Origin of the sequence: Amycolatopsis sp. NPDC051061 (assembly GCF_040682935.1) — a bacterium.
In the GTDB taxonomy this organism is placed as follows: domain Bacteria; phylum Actinomycetota; class Actinomycetes; order Mycobacteriales; family Pseudonocardiaceae; genus Amycolatopsis.
In genome coordinates, this window is the sequence record NZ_JBFBBZ010000034.1 from 94,126 (window position 1) to 108,657 (window position 14,532).

The following is a 14,532-nucleotide window of genomic DNA, read 5'->3' on the forward strand; positions in this document are numbered from 1 at the left end:
GTTCTGCATCGATCGATGCGGAAGTCGACGAAGTCGGCCTGGCCGCGCCGATGACCAAGTCCACAACGGACGGTTCGTCCACCTGAAAGGACGCCCATGACTGTCACCTTGATCACCGGAGCCAACAAGGGCATCGGTTTCGAGACAGCGAAACAACTCCTGACACAGGGCCACACCGTCTACCTCGGAGCTCGTGACGTCGAGCGCGGCGAGAAAGCGGCCGCGGACCTCGGTGCGCGGTTCGTGCAACTCGACGTGACCGACGACGCCTCGGTGACCAGCGCACTGGCCACGATCGGCTCCGCCGAGGGCCGGCTCGACGTCCTGGTGCACAACGCGGGCGTCCTCGGCAGCGAAGCCCTCGACGGCCCCACCGCCCTGCGAGTCTTCGACACCAACGCGGTGGGGATCGTGCGCGTCACCGAGGCGGCACTCCCGTTGTTGCGCAAGTCGCCGAACCCCACCGTGGTCACGGTTTCGAGCAGCGCCGGCTCGTTCTGGGCGGTGAACAACCCCGACCGGCCGGAGTTCCGGCTGCCGCTCGCGCTCTACTCCGCGTCCAAGGCCGCGGCGACCATGCTGACCGTCCAGTACGCGAAGTCCCAGCCGGGCATCAAGTTCAACGCCGTCGAGCCCGGCACCACGGCCACCGACCTGACCGCGGCCTTCGGGATCGGCCGGTCCCCGGAGGAGAGCGCGAAAACGGTCGTGCGCCTGGCCACCCTCGACGTGGACGGCCCGACCGGCACGTTCAGCGACGAAACCGGGGAGCTGCCCTGGTAGCCGGATCCGCCACGAGGCCGACGAGGCGCCTGATCCGGTCGAGGTCGACATCCGACGCCAGGCGGGTCTCCTCCGGCATCTCCTCCGAGAGTGGTTCGACTCCGAACAGCAGGCGGGGAAGCGTCGGATGGACGACGAGGCCGATCAGCTCGTTCGCCGCCACCTCGGCCTCCTCGGCCGAGAACTCCGACGTCATCACCAGATGTGCCGCGAGATCGCCGGCCGTGACCCCGAAGAGGACGTCGTAGAGTCCCGCCGCCAGGTCCGGCAGCCGATCCGCCTCGGCGATGCCGAGCCGGAGCATCCTGGCCACCGACGACCACCGCAACAGCTGGACGAAGCGTCCGCAGTACCGCACGACCGCTTCCGACGGTTGCGCCGAGTACTCGGCGGGAGTGCGCATCCGGGCACCGAACAGGGCGCGGATGCGCTCGACGACCGCGAGGAAGAGCGTGTCCTTCGTAGGGAAGTGCGCGTAGAGAGAACGCTTCGACGTCTCCGCGCGCGCCGCGATCGCGTCCATGGAGGTCCGCTCGAAGCCGTCCTCCAGGAACGCGAGCTTCGCCGCGTCGAGGATGTGCTCGCGCAGCGCTTCGCCGCGTCGGGCCATGGCATCCACCTTAAAGTATACGGTACAGTCGAGTTTACTTCCGCTTCCGCTGATCGGAGACATCATCCATGATCGTGATCACCGCCCCCACCGGGCAGATCGGCCGCAAGCTCGTCGCCGCGCTGCTCCAGGGGGCCGAACCGGTCCGCCTGATCGTCCGGGACCCCGGCAAGCTGCCGGCCGAGGTACGGGAGCGAGCCGAGATCATCGTCGGATCGCATCGCGATCGCGAGGTCCTGGATCGCGCCCTCGACGGCGCCGACGCGCTGTTCTGGCTCATGCCGGCGGCCGCGACCGCGAGCAGCCCGTACGAGGCGTACGTGACCGCTTCGATCCCGGGCGCCGACGCCGTCGTACGCCACGCGGTCCCCCGCGTCGTGATCATCTCCTCGCTCGGGCGCGGATCGCAGATCTACGCAGGCCACGTCTCCGCGTCGCACGCGATGGAAGACCTCTTCCGCAGCACCGGCGCGCACGTGCGCGCACTGGCCCTGCCGACCTTCATGGACAACGTCCTCAGGCAGGTGGACACGATCAGGAACGGGGCCGTCTCGGGCACCCTTCCCGCGGATTTCACGATGCCGTGGATCGCGACGAAGGACATCGCGGCGCTCGCCGCCGAGTACCTCCTCGACCACACCTGGACCGGGCCGGACTCGGTCGAGGTCCTCGGTGGCGAGGACCTCTCGTACCACGACGTCGCCGAAACCCTCACCAACGTTCTCGGCACGCCCATCCGGTACCAGCTCGGAGACCGCGCGGCCGTCAAACAGTTCCTCGTCGGCCGTGGCGTCTCCGAGGCGATCGCCCAGTCCATGATGGACATGGACCTCGCCGGCGAACGCGGCATCACCAACGCCACGCCGCGCACCACGGGGAACACCACGCCCACCACGTTCCGCGAGTTCGCCGAAGACACCGTCAAACCGGCCGTGGCCGGGTAAGCCTCAGAGCTCGAGGTCGAAGCCCTGGACGTACCAGGCTCCTTCGTGCTTCTCCATCTTGAAGGTGAGGCTGAACGAGCCCGTGTCCCCGGTCGCGCCGATCAGTTCGAGGCTGTGCAACGTACGGCCGTCGAGCTTGACGGCCGTGTCCGGGACGGTCACCTCGTTCCCCTGCGCGGTCACCCCGGCGACCTCGACCTTTCCCTCCGGGGGCAGCTTGACGCCCGGCTTGGCCCAGGCCTCGCGCAGCGACTTGGCGCTCGCGAGCGCCGCGGGTTTCCTGCAGAGCGTTTCGGCGTCTTGGCCGGCGGGCAGCAGGGGAGCGCCGGAAAGGCACGCCTCCGTGTACTGCTCCTGCAAGATCTGGGTCACCCAGCGCTCGAGGGCGCCCTGGAGGGTCTCGGCACCGGATGCGGGCTGCGCCTGGGACGTCTCGGGGGAAGCGCTCGCTGGCGAAGCGGACGGGCTCGTCACCGCCACCGCCGACCCGCTCACGCCGACCGAGCCACACGCGGCCAAGCCCACGGCCACCGCCGGCACCAGGGGCGCGAGCCACCTCGTCTTCGGTCGCCGAGCGGGTACCGTCACGGGGATTCCTCCTGACTCAGCCGGTGTTCCGGCTGCGGGCCGGTATCGGCCGGAGCTTGGTGCGCGCCGGCCGGGACGTCAACCACCGCACGTGAAACCTGCCCTTTCGGACATCGACGGCCGAACGTCCGTCTCGGAGCCGATCCGGGCGTCTCGGCTCGCGCACCCGGGCCGGCCGACGGCGGGATACATCCGGTTGAACCGCGGGGGTGTGTAGGGCAGGTAGCGTCCTGGCCCGCCGTCCGCGGCGGCCGCCAGCCCGTTCATCGTCCGGGGTGCGGTGTCGGGCCAGCGCCCGGTGCGCAGCCGGGTCAGCATCCGGTCGATCGCCGCTTGCTGTTCGCCGGTGGTGTAGGTGCAGTGCCCGGCCGTCCGGACGTAGGTCTGCCGGAGCAAGGACGCGTTGCCCGCCCGGCGGACCAGGGCGTCGTAGGAGTGCTGCTGGGCGACGGTCGAGATCTGGTCGCCGGTGCCGTTGACCGTGAGCACCGGGATCCGCAGGTCACCGGTGAACACGATGCCCCGCTCGAGGTAGCGGACCGCCGCGGGATCGGCGGACACGCGCGGTGCGGCGGCGAGCCGGCCGAGGTCGGCGCGCAGGTCGAGCCCGGCGCGTTCGTACAGCCGCCGCACGGCGTTCTGCTGACTCGGCTCGGCCGTCGTGAGCTGGCGCGCGTAGTCGACTCCGGTGTTCCACGACGGGTTCCCGCCCGCGAGCTGCTCGATGCTCCGCCGGCTGCTGACCGCCTGCCCGAGGTAGGGTAGCGGCCCGCCCGCGAGGGCCAGGAACATCCCCTGCTCGACACCGTCGGCGGTGTCCGGCACCGCGGTCGTCGAACCGTCGGCGGCCAGGCCCCAGCCCGGCAGCTGGCCGATCGCCGCCGCGAGCGCGATGCGCGCCTGGCCCGCCGCGGTCGCTTGGGCCGCGGTCACCGCCGAAATCCACTGCTGCTGGGTTCCGGGGACGTCGGCGGGGATGCCGGTCACCGGGAGGGCGGTACCGCGGAACAACAGGGTCTTGAGCGTGAAGACGGTGTCGAGCTTCTGGTTCCACTGCCCCACCGCCCCGCCGAGACCGCCGCACATCGGCACGGCCGCGTCGAACCGGCCGGGGTACACCTGCGCGACCCCGGCGGCGACCATCCCGCCCATCGAGCGGCCTTCGGCGATCGCGTACCGGGCGCGGCCGAAGGCGGTTTCGAAGCGGCCGAGCGCCGCCGCCTGGTTGTCGACGGCCCGCGCGATGTTCCAGCCGGTGATCGTGCGCGTGGTGCCGCCGACCGCGTAACCGCGCCGCAAGAGGCTCGCGGTGAGTGCGCTCGACAGCCCGCCCGCGGCGAAGTCGAGGTCGACCAGCACGGCGCCGTTCCACCGGGTGGGTTTGGCGAAGGTGTAGGGCGTGCCGTCGGCCAGCTGCCCGTCGACGCACGTCGCCGAGCCCGGGCAGGGCGTTCCGGAGTCCGCCGCGTGTGCGGTGGCGGGGAGGGCGGCAGCGAGGATCACGGCCGTGGCCAGCAAGGTCAGTCTGGTACCCATGAACGCTCCTGTTCTTTCCGGACGGTCAGCTCAGTTCGTCGAGCCACGCGGTCATCCGCGCGGTCAGGTCGTCGCCCGTGCGGGCGTCGACGTTGTCCGCGTGCAGCTCCAGCACCGGGATGCCCGCCGCACGCAGGGCACGGGTCGTGAAGTAGCTGCCGCGCGCGTCGTCGGACACCAGGTGCACCACGCCGTCGACGCCGTGGTGGCGGGCTTCCTTGACGTACCACTCCGCCGACCACGGCGGCGTGTACAGCTGGTCGCTGAAGGCAGCGAAGCGAGCGGCCAACGCGCGCAGCGAGTCGTCGCCGTAGCGCAGGTAGCCGTCCGCGGCGATGGCCAGGTACATCGACCACACGAAGACCGCGCCGTGCGACTCCTGGAACCGCCGGTAGAACTCGAGGTCGAACCACAGCCCGCGGCCGACCCACATCAGCCGGAGCCGCTCGTCCTGGCCCACCGCGACGCCGGCGTCGATCCGGTCGCGTACCTCGTCGTGGAACGCGCGCGCGGCGTCGCGCGCCCATTCGGTGCCGCGGTGCCACTGCGGGACCATGACGCTCGGGATGCCGTCGGTGACGGCGATCGGGCACGGCCGGGCGGCCGCGATGAGGTCGCGCGTGCGGCGGTTCCACTCCTGCTGCTCGTTGACCAGGTCCAGGACCTCGCGGAACCGCGTCTCGGAGAACACCCGGCCGGTGGTCTGCTCCAGAAAGCGGATCAGCCCCGTCAGCTCGCCGGTCAGCAGGTCGAGCCGGTCGGTGCCGATCGCCTCCTCCCAGCGGTGCGGCATCAGCTCCCACCACCGCTCCGGGACCTCGTTCTCCGCCGCGCTCTCCAGGGCGTAGTAGGTGACGCCGGGCTGCGCGTCCCAGACGTCGAAGATCTTGCGGGACGCGTCCCCGGTCGTCTCGCCGAGCACGATCGACGGCTTCGGCAGGCCGCCCCACGGCGCCTGGCCGGGATCGGTCTCGAACGCCGACGCCAGCGAGGTGGCGCTGTACTGCTCGATGTAGTCGGGGTAGCCGCGGTCGCGCAGCAGGCCGAGGTAGCGCTGCGTCTGGCGCTTCGCCGCGACGATCGACGCCCACCACTGGTTGACCACGTACGGGATGCCCATCGCGCGGAAGATCTCCTGCGGCGCGTCCGCGTTGACCAATGCCAGGGGGCCACCGGCGTCGCGCACCCGGGCGAACCACTCGCGCTGGTAGGCGATCGCCGTGGTCGCGGACGCCAGCCGGGCGCTCATCCCGCCGCCCCCAACGCGGCCAGGGCTTCGGCGGTCAGCTCGCCGTAGGGCTGCCGCTCGGCCAGGACCGCGCGCAGTCCCGTCGCGGCCCGCTGCTCCGGGAAGTCCCACGGCGGTGCGTCGTCGTGGACGCGGGCGTAGGAGAACAGGACCTCCGCGCCGCAAGCGTGCGCGGCCGCGGCGGTGTGCGCGGCGCGCTGCCGGATGGACGCGCGCGGGGCGGCGGGGCCGTTGTGCTGGTACCGCTCGGCCAGCGCGAGTTCCGTCGGTGCCGCGCAGGTTCGGGCGAAGAGCAGTTCGCCCCAGTCGTGGTCCTCCCCCGCGACGAGGAAACCGTTGCGCTCCAAGGCTTCGTAAACCGCCGGGTCGTCGTGGGAGCTGCCGGTGAGGAACAGCCGGACCCCCTCGACCTCGGGCGAGCCGGCGGCGAGCACCCGCTCGACGAGCGCGGTGGCCGCCGTGACCGGCAACGCGGTGGTGGCGGCGACGACCTCGAGGAACCGGGTCCCGTTCAGCCGGTTCGCCCGGCGCAGGGCGGCGACCCGGCCGAGTGACCGGCGCAGGGTGTCGTGCGCGGTGATGGCCGCGGCGAGCTCGTCGTCGCCGATCGGCCGCCAGCGTCCCAGCCATTCGCGCAGCTGCGCGATCTTCGCTTGGACGTACCGGGTCGTCGTGTGGTGCGGCAGGTGCAGCACGTCCACCAGGCGCACCGGCGGCAGCCGCCGCTCCGGCTCGACCCGGTGCAGCTCCCGCAAGGCGTAGAACAGCCGCAACGAGGCTTCGCAGTCGCGGGAGACGACGATGGCTTCGAGCGGCCCGTAGCCGCCGGTGAGGATCCGCGTCAGGATCGACCGGGCGACCGGGTCCACGCCGCGGCCGAGGTAGCGGTCGCCCGGTGTGCTGTCCTCGCCCGGCTTCCCGGCGAGCCGCAGCGGCAGCAGCCCCGCCGCGGTGATCAGCTCGACCGGGACGTCGGCCCCGACGTACCCCACGGCCGGGGCGCTCAAATCACGGCCTCCGCAGCCAGTTCCGCCACCTGCTGCTCGGTGTAGCCGAGCAGTTCGCGGTAGACGTGCTCGTTGTGCTCCCCCAGGCCCGGCGCCGGCCGGTCGAGGGAAACGCGGGCGGCGGAGAACCGGATCGGCACGCCGGTCCCGGCCAGATCGGCGACGTCCCCGTGGCGTGGGTGCCGCAGCGGCACGACTTCTTCACGCGCCAGGACCAACGGGTCGCGGACGGCGTCGCGCGGTTCGCGGACCTCGGCGGCCGGCACGCCCTCGGCGGTGAACGCGGCGAGGATTTCGGCCAGCGGCCGCACCCGGCACCACTCCCGGATGAGCCCGTGCAGCTCGTCCGCGGACCGAACCCGCTGGTCGCGGGTGCGGTAGCGGTCGTCTTCGGCCAGGTCCGGCCGGCCGATCGCCCGGAGCACGCCGTGGGCGAAGGTGTCGGTCGGCGCGCAAAGGGCGAGGTAGCCGTCAAGAGCGGGCAGGATGCCGAACGGCGCGAGCCGCGGCACCATCGACCCGGTGCGCTGGGGCAGGCCGACCGCGTCGAAGGCGTCGAACGGCTCGCACGCGACCAGCGAGGTCAGCGCGCCGAGCATCGACACGTCCACGTGCTGGCCCTCGCCGGTGTGCTCGGCCTGCAGCAGCGCGGACACCGTGCCGACGACGGCGAACAGCGGCGCCAGCAGGTCGCCGATCGGCAGCCCGAACCGGACCGGACCTTCGTCGGGCTCGCCCGCGGTCATCATCACGCCGCTCAGCGCCTGGATGATCGAGTCCATCGCCTTGCCCGAACCCGGGCCGCCCTGGGCGCCGAACCCGCTGATCGAGGTGTAGACGAGCCGGGGGTTGATCTCGCGGACGTGGTCGTAGGAGATGCCGAGGCGGTCGGTGACCCCGGGGCTGTAGTTCTCGACGAGGATGTCGGCGTCGCGGACGAGGTCGGTGAACACGGCTCGCGATCGCGGGTTCTTCAGGTCGAGGGTGACGCTGAGCTTGTTGCGGCCGCGCAGGAGCATCGACACGGACAGGTCGTCGTCGTGCCGGCGGGCGAGGTTCAGGCCGTCACGGCCGACGTAAGGCGCGTTGTTGCGGGAGGAGTCCCCGCCGGTGGCCGGGTTCTCGACCTTGATCACGGTGGCCCCGAGCCCGGCGAGCAGCAGCGTCGCGTACGGCCCGGCGAGCGCGGTGGTCAGGTCGATGACGGTGCGGCCGGCCAGTGGCTGGTCGGTCATGCGGTGGCTCCCTCGGAAAGGTCGATGAGCACTTCGGTGCCGCGGGTGGTGAACCGGCCGTTGAGGTTCGCGCCGCGGGTGATGTCCTCGACGTACTTCGTCACGGCCTCGCCCTCGGACGTCCCACCGACCGGCACCGGACGACCCTGGTCGTCGACCCAGCAGGGCACGAAACCGGCTTCGCGCAGCCCGGTCTCGTCGAAGCGGCAGAAGGCGATGGCGGTGTTGCGGCTTTCGGGGTGGAACGGGAAGAACGGCATGTCCGGGTCGGGCGCGAAGCCGTAGAGCTTCGTCCGGCGTTCGGCCCACGCGCGCAGCTCGTCCGCGCCGACACCTGCTCCCGGCGTCAGGGCGTGGGTGACGGTGACGAAGTTCCCCAGCCCGTGGAAGATCGGCCGTCCTCTGTGGACTTCGATGCCGCGCATGATGTGCGGGTGGTGGGAGAACACGGCGTCCGCACCGGCGTCGATCGCCGCGCGGGCGACCGGGCTCTCGTACATCGCGACCACCATCGGCGTGTGCCCGACGCCCTTGTGCAGCGACACGAGCACGACGTCGGCCTCGGCGCGCAGGCGGCGCACGTCCTCGGCCATCGCCTCCAGGCTGTCCGGGTCGGCGAAGGTGTAGATCTTCGGCGGCCCGCCCGGGCTGGCGTGGTCGAGTTCGTAGTGGGTGAGGACGTGGACGTACGCGCAGCCGGGCTTGCGGGAAGTGGCCCAGGAGTCGCGCGGGCCGACGCAGTTGTAGGACAGCACGCCGATGCGCAGGCCACCGCGCTCGACGATCGCCGGGCGCCGGGCCCGCGCGAGGTCCGGCCCGGCCCCGGCCGTCACCATCCCCGCCGCGCGGGAGTAGGCGATGGTGTCGGCCAGTCCCCCGTCCCCCGCGTCGCAGACGTGGTTGCCCGCCAGGGTGACCACCGCGAACCCCGCGTCGGCCACCGCTTTCAGCGCCTCGGGGTCCGCCGGGGGCGCCGGGACGTCGGTGCTGCGCTGGACCGCCGTGGTCGAATGCGGCACCTCGACGTGTCCGATGGCCAGGTCCATCCCGCGCAGCACCGACGCGGCCGGGGCGAGGAAGGACTCGGGGTCCGGCTCGTCCAGGATGAGGTCGCCGACGGCGCCGACAGTGATCACGAAGCACTCTCCTTTTCGGACCGGTGGCGGGACAGGAAGGCGCGCAGCCGGTCGGTCCGGGGCCGCGCGAACAGCTCGCCCGGCGGGCCCTCCTCGACGATCCGGCCCGCTTCCATGAACACGCACCGGTCGGCCACTTCGCGAGCGAAGGCCATCTCGTGGGTGACCACGACCATCGTCGTACCCGCCGCGGCGAGGTCCCGCAGCACGGCCAGGACTTCGTCGACCAGCTCCGGGTCGAGCGCGCTGGTGGGCTCGTCGAACAGCATGATCCGCGGCCGGACCAGGACGGCCCGGGCGATGGCGACCCGCTGCTGCTGTCCGCCGGAGAGCTGCCGCGGGTAGTGGTCCTCGCGCCCGGCCAGGCCGATGCGCTCCAGGAGCTCCCGGGCCTCTTGCTCCACTATGGACCGATCACGCCCGTGGACGCGGATCGCCGCGTCGGTCACGTTGCGCAGCACGGTGAACTGCGGGAACAGGTTGAACTGCTGGAAGACCATGCTCATCCGGCGCCGCTGGGCGGCGATCCGCCGCTCGGTCAAGGGACGCAGGCCACCCGGCGAGCGCCGGTGGCCCAGCAGCTCGCCGTCGAGGTACATCGCCCCGCCGTCGACGGGCTCCAGCTGGTGCGCGCAGCGGACGAGCGTCGACTTGCCCGAGCCCGACGGCCCGATCACGACGACCACCTCCCCCTCGTGCACGTCGAGGCTGACCCCCGCGAGCGCGGTCACAGTTCCGAACTCCTTGCGGACGTCGTTGATCCGCAGCACGGGCGCGGTCATCGGATGCTCCGGTGGCCGCGGGAGAACCGGCGTTCCAGCCGGCGCTGCCCGGCCGTCAGGACGGTGACCACGACCAGGTACCAGAAGCAGGCGACCAGCAGCATCGGCACGATCTCGTAGGTGCGGTTGTAGATCACCTGCACCGAGTGCAGCAGGTCCGACATCGCGATGACCGACACGAGCGCGGTGCCCTTGAGCACGTTGATGAACTGGCTGCCCGCGGGCGGGATGATCACGCGCATCGCCTGCGGCAGCACGATCCGCAGCAGCGTCTGGCCCGGCGGGTAGCCCATCGCGCGGGCCGCGTCGCGCTGGCCGGGGTCGACCGACGACACCCCGGCGCGGAAGATCTCCGCCAGGTAGGCCGACTCCACGAGCGACAGGCCGATCACCGCGGCCGTCAGCGGCGTGATGACGCTGTTGGCGTCCCACGTCCCGAACACCGGGCCGAACGGGATGCCGATCGAGAGCTTGGGCAACAGGTAGGCGAGGTTGAACCAGAAGATCAGCTGCACCAGTGGCGGGATGCCGCGGAAGAGCCCCACCCACAGCGTCGCCACCCACCGGGCGGGCCCGAACCCGCTCAGCTGCATCGCCGCGACCAGCCCGCCGGCGAGCGAGCCGAGGACCATCGCCGCGACCGCGAGCAGCACCGTGGTGCCCAAGCCGGCCATGACGCTCTTCTCGAAGAGGTACTTCGCCACGACGTCCCACTGGAACCGTGAGTTGCCGGCCAGGAAGACGACCAGCTGCGCGGCCAGCACCACCAGCGCGAGCACGAACAGCCAGCGCAGCGGGCGGAACCGGCCGCGGGCTTCGCCGACGTCGTCGCGCGCCGTCGACGTCTCCTCCACAGTGGACATCGCGGTCATTTCGCCGACGCCACGTCGAACAGCGGCTGCGGGACCGTCACGTCCTCGAGACCCCAATGCTGCATGATCCGCGTGTAGGTGCCGTTGCGGAACAGCTCCTCGAACGCCTTCTGCAGGACCGGGCCGAGCTTGCCGGACTTCGGGGTGTACAGCGCGAGGTTGTCCTTTGTGGCGCCCTGCTCTTCGGTCTGCGTCACGTACTCGTACTGCCCCTTCTGCTGGGTGGTCACGTCGATCGCGGCCGCCTGGGTCATCCCGGCGGCCTCGGCGCGGCCGGACTTCGCGGCCAGCAGGGTGGCGTTCGTGTCGTCGAGCCCGACCACCTGCACGGCCGGGCGCTGCTGCTTCTCGCAGAACGCCGACAGCTTGGCGAGCTGGTCCTCCACGACGCTGGCGGTGACCACCGCGACGCGCTTGCCGCACAGGTCCGCGGCCTGCTTGATCCCGGCAGCGGAGCCGGTCGGGACCACGTAGGAGGTCCGGGTGGTCATCCACGTGACGGTGTCGAACTGCTTCTCGCGTTCGGCGGTGGCCTTGACGGGCCCGTTGAAGGCCTCGTACCGGCCGCTGAGCATGCCCTGCAGCGCGGCCGGGAGCCCGCTGACGATGGTCGTTTCCGTGCGCACGCCCAAGAGCTGGCCGAGCGCCTGCTGGAAGTCGTTGTCGATGCCGGTGACGGTCTTCCCGTCCGGGCCGACCGTGCGGTAGGGCGGGTGGGAGTCCCCGGCGAACCGGAGGACACCCGAGTCCTTGACCGCCTGCGGCAGCTGGTCGTGCAACGCCGCGTCGGCGGTCAGGGCGGCGGCCGTGGGCGCCGGGGCCGCGCCGTCGTCGACCGTGCACCCGGCCAGGACGAGCCCCGCGGCGACCGCGGCGAGCGAGCTTCGACGCCATTGACGAAGAGAGGAACCCATGTCGTTTTCTTCCTGAGGAAGGCCGTCCCAGAAGGGCGGCGCGGGAACCCGGGGGATCGATTGGTTGCTATCTGGTCGCCGATCGTCGCATGATGTGTCGCGTGATTCAACCCCTCGGTGCGGCCGCCCGGCCGGCACTGCCACCATGGACACCCGCGGCGGGCACCCCCGTCCGGCCGCCGACCCGAACCCGGAAGAGGCAGGCGCGCGATGACAGCGACGCCCTCGGGGCCGCTGCCCCGCTCCCAGCAGGGAGCCGAGCCCCAGCTGCTCCTGACGTCCCTGCTCGGCGACTTCTGGTACTGGCGCGACGAGCACATCCCCTCGGCCGCCCTGGTGCAGCTGCTCGGCGAGTTCGACATCAGCCCGGCGAGCGCGCGGGCGGCGATCCGCCGGCTCGCCGCCCGGGGGCTGCTCACCGTGTCGCGCAGCGGACGGACGACGGCCTACGGCATCCCGGCGCGCACGTCCGAGGTGATCATCGAGCGCACGCACCGGATGCTGACCTTCGGCACGAGCGCCCCCGCTTGGGACGGGCTCTGGACCGTGGTCACGTTCTCGGTGCCGGAACAGGAGCGGGGGCTGCGCACGGCGTTGCGTTCGCGGCTGCGGGTCCTGCGGTTCGCCGCCCTCTACGACGGCGTGTGGGTCAGCCCGCACGACCTGACCGAACCGGCGCTCACCGCGCTGCGCGAACTCGATCTCCGCAGCGCGACGGTGTTCCGCGCCACCGAGGTCCCCGGTTCGGGCGCGGCGGTCGCGGCGTTCGACCTCGAGCCCCTCGCCCGGGACTACGACGGGTTCGTCGAGGGCTACGAGCAGGTGCTCACCGGCTTGGACGCCGGCCTGATCAGCCCGGCGCAGGCACTGCGCACCCGCACCGAGCTGCGCGTGGACTGGCGCCGGTTCCCGGAGACCGACCCCGACCTGCCCGCCGAACTGCTGCCCGCCGACTGGGCGCGTGACCGGGCCCAGAAGGTGTTCCTCCAGATCTACGACCGCCTCGGCCCGCTGGCCGAGCTGCGGTTCCGGCAGGTGCTCGCCGCCACCGACCCCGAGCTGGCCGAGCTGGCCACCCACCACGACTCGGTGAAGGTGGCCGCGTTGTTCGCCGACCTGGGCGACCGTCACCCGGCCGGCGACACCCCGTTCGAGCAGGCCGCCGAGGCTCGCCGGCTGGACGACGCGCGTCGCCGGTAAGGACGGCACTTTCCGAGCCGGACGTGTGGGCATCCGACCGAGCCCTTGCGGCGAAACTCGATCGAAACTCTTTGCGAGGTGGCGAGCCACCGTGTTCTTCTGCTTGCGGTAAGTGACTTCATCGACTCGTCCAGGTCACCGATGACCCTGCGGTGGGTATCTCCTGGGCGCACGCCTTCTGAGGAGACCACGCATGGCAAGAAGTTCGTCGGGCCCGCGCAGCGGATGGTGGCGATCGCCCGCCACCCGGGCATTGGCCGGAGTGGCCACCGTCGCCGCGACGGCCGCCGTCCTGGTGACAGCGCCGGGCGCCGATGCCGCGGCCAGTACGCTCGGCGCCGCGGCCGCCCAATCCGGCCGGTACTTCGGCACGGCGATCGCCGCCGGCAAGCTCAGCAACTCGGCCTACACCACGATCGCGGCACGCGAATTCACTATGGTCACGCCCGAGAACGAGATGAAGCCGGACGCGACCGAGCCGAACCAAAACCAGTTCAACTTCTCCTCCGGCGACCAGGTCTACAACTGGGCGGTCAGCCACGGTTCGAAGGTCCGCGGCCACACCCTGGCCTGGCACTCGCAGCAGCCGGGGTGGATGCAGAGCATGAGCGGCAGCACGCTCCGCAACGCGATGATCAACCACATCCAGAAAGTCATGGCCCACTACCAGGGCAAACTCGCATATTGGGACGTCGTCAACGAGGCCTTCAACGAAGACGGCAGCCGCCGTTCGTCGAACCTGCAGAGCACCGGCAACGACTGGATCGAGGTCGCGTTCAAGACCGCGCGTGCGGCCGACTCCTCGACCAAGCTCTGCTACAACGACTACAACATCGACAACTGGAACTACGGCAAGACCCAGGGTGTGTACAACATGGTGCGGGACTTCAAGTCCCGCGGCGTGCCGATCGACTGCGTGGGCCTGCAGGCGCACTTCACCGGCGGCAGCTCGGTCCCGAGCAGTCTCCAGACCACGATCTCCAGCTTCGCGGCGCTCGGCGTCGACGTGGCGCTCACCGAGGTCGACGTCACGAACGCGTCGACTTCGCAGTACTCGGCGCTGACCCAGGCGTGCATGAACGTCGCGCGCTGCGTCGGCATCACCGTGTGGGGCGTGCGCGACAGCGACTCTTGGCGATCCAGTGAGAGCCCGCTCCTGTTCGACGGCAACGGGAACAAGAAGTCCGCCTACAACTCGGTGCTGAACGTCCTCAACTCCGGCGGCGGCACGACCACCACACCGACGACAACCCCGACGGGCACCACCACACCGACCACCCCGACCACGACACCGGGCGGCGGCAGCTGCACCGCGTCGCTGTCGGCCGGGCAGTCGTGGAGCGACCGGTACAACCTCAACGTCTCGGTCAGCGGCGCCAGTTCGTGGACGGTCACCATGACCGTGCCGAGTCCCGCGCGGATCAGCGCCACCTGGAACATCAACGGTACGTGGCCCAGCAGTCAGGTCCTCGTCGCGACACCCAACGGAAACGGCAACAACTGGGGCGTCACCATCCAGCACAACGGGAACCAGAACTGGCCCAGCGTCAGCTGCAGCGCCTCCTGAGGGGCGCACCGAGTCGTCGGGGGGGGGGCGCGGCGCGGGGGGGGCCGGGCGGCCCAAAGTGGGTGTTGGTGGGCGGGGGCGGGGGGGGGGTGGGGGCGTGGGCGTCTCT

General features: G+C 71.3%; 14 protein-coding genes. 4 read left to right on the plus strand and 10 right to left on the minus strand.

Annotated features, from left to right (window positions below):
- Positions 1 to 96: 96 nt before the first annotated feature.
- The gene (locus AB0N03_RS36250) at positions 97 to 783 is read left to right on the plus strand and encodes an SDR family NAD(P)-dependent oxidoreductase (protein WP_364381634.1); all 687 of its coding nucleotides are present in this window, start codon (positions 97 to 99) and stop codon (positions 781 to 783) included.
- Here the strand turns inward: AB0N03_RS36250 and AB0N03_RS36255 are convergent.
- Positions 752 to 1,393, minus strand: coding sequence for a helix-turn-helix domain-containing protein (locus tag AB0N03_RS36255; protein ID WP_364381637.1), 642 nt, complete (start codon positions 1,391 to 1,393; stop codon positions 752 to 754). The genes AB0N03_RS36250 and AB0N03_RS36255 overlap by 32 nt on opposite strands.
- Positions 1,394 to 1,461: 68 nt before the next feature.
- Here AB0N03_RS36255 and AB0N03_RS36260 point away from each other — a divergent pair, with 68 nt between their 5' ends.
- A complete protein-coding gene (locus tag AB0N03_RS36260) occupies positions 1,462 to 2,337 on the plus strand; it encodes an NAD(P)H-binding protein (RefSeq protein WP_364381639.1) in 876 nt (291 codons plus the stop codon).
- A 3-nt stretch (positions 2,338 to 2,340) separates the two neighbouring features.
- On the opposite strand, the gene AB0N03_RS36265 is transcribed toward AB0N03_RS36260, so the two are convergent.
- The 9 genes from AB0N03_RS36265 to AB0N03_RS36305 form a co-directional block, all read right to left on the minus strand.
- Positions 2,341 to 2,925: a hypothetical protein gene (locus AB0N03_RS36265; protein ID WP_364381642.1), complete on the minus strand. Its 585-nt coding sequence runs from the start codon at positions 2,923 to 2,925 to the stop codon at positions 2,341 to 2,343.
- A gap of 78 nt (positions 2,926 to 3,003) precedes the next feature.
- A complete protein-coding gene (locus AB0N03_RS36270; RefSeq protein WP_364381645.1) occupies positions 3,004 to 4,461 on the minus strand; it encodes a DUF6351 family protein in 1,458 nt (485 codons plus the stop codon).
- Between the two features lie 25 nt (positions 4,462 to 4,486).
- Positions 4,487 to 5,710, minus strand: a complete 1,224-nt coding sequence (locus AB0N03_RS36275; RefSeq protein ID WP_364381648.1) for a 2-hydroxyacyl-CoA dehydratase family protein — start codon at positions 5,708 to 5,710, stop codon at positions 4,487 to 4,489.
- Positions 5,707 to 6,717 carry a 2-hydroxyacyl-CoA dehydratase family protein gene (locus tag AB0N03_RS36280; protein WP_364381651.1) on the minus strand — a complete coding sequence of 337 codons (1,011 nt, stop codon included), beginning with the start codon at positions 6,715 to 6,717 and terminating at the stop codon, positions 5,707 to 5,709. Before AB0N03_RS36280 ends, AB0N03_RS36275 begins: the two co-directional genes overlap by 4 nt.
- Complete coding sequence (locus tag AB0N03_RS36285; protein WP_364381654.1) at positions 6,714 to 7,952, minus strand: CoA transferase; 1,239 nt, start codon at positions 7,950 to 7,952, stop codon at positions 6,714 to 6,716. Before AB0N03_RS36285 ends, AB0N03_RS36280 begins: the two co-directional genes overlap by 4 nt.
- Positions 7,949 to 9,088 (minus strand): CapA family protein, encoded by a 1,140-nt coding sequence (locus AB0N03_RS36290; RefSeq protein ID WP_364381657.1) that lies wholly within the window; start codon positions 9,086 to 9,088, stop codon positions 7,949 to 7,951. Before AB0N03_RS36290 ends, AB0N03_RS36285 begins: the two co-directional genes overlap by 4 nt.
- Positions 9,085 to 9,870, minus strand: coding sequence for an amino acid ABC transporter ATP-binding protein (locus AB0N03_RS36295; RefSeq protein ID WP_364381660.1), 786 nt, complete (start codon positions 9,868 to 9,870; stop codon positions 9,085 to 9,087). Before AB0N03_RS36295 ends, AB0N03_RS36290 begins: the two co-directional genes overlap by 4 nt.
- Positions 9,867 to 10,742 (minus strand): amino acid ABC transporter permease, encoded by an 876-nt coding sequence (locus AB0N03_RS36300; protein ID WP_364381663.1) that lies wholly within the window; start codon positions 10,740 to 10,742, stop codon positions 9,867 to 9,869. Before AB0N03_RS36300 ends, AB0N03_RS36295 begins: the two co-directional genes overlap by 4 nt.
- Complete coding sequence (locus AB0N03_RS36305; RefSeq protein WP_364381665.1) at positions 10,739 to 11,656, minus strand: transporter substrate-binding domain-containing protein; 918 nt, start codon at positions 11,654 to 11,656, stop codon at positions 10,739 to 10,741. Before AB0N03_RS36305 ends, AB0N03_RS36300 begins: the two co-directional genes overlap by 4 nt.
- A 210-nt stretch (positions 11,657 to 11,866) precedes the next feature.
- Here AB0N03_RS36305 and AB0N03_RS36310 point away from each other — a divergent pair, with 210 nt between their 5' ends.
- Positions 11,867 to 12,856: a PaaX family transcriptional regulator C-terminal domain-containing protein gene (locus tag AB0N03_RS36310; RefSeq protein WP_364381668.1), complete on the plus strand. Its 990-nt coding sequence runs from the start codon at positions 11,867 to 11,869 to the stop codon at positions 12,854 to 12,856.
- 193 nt (positions 12,857 to 13,049) lie between these two features.
- Positions 13,050 to 14,423: an endo-1,4-beta-xylanase gene (locus AB0N03_RS36315; RefSeq protein ID WP_364381671.1), complete on the plus strand. Its 1,374-nt coding sequence runs from the start codon at positions 13,050 to 13,052 to the stop codon at positions 14,421 to 14,423.
- The last annotated feature ends 109 nt before the right edge of the window (positions 14,424 to 14,532 follow it).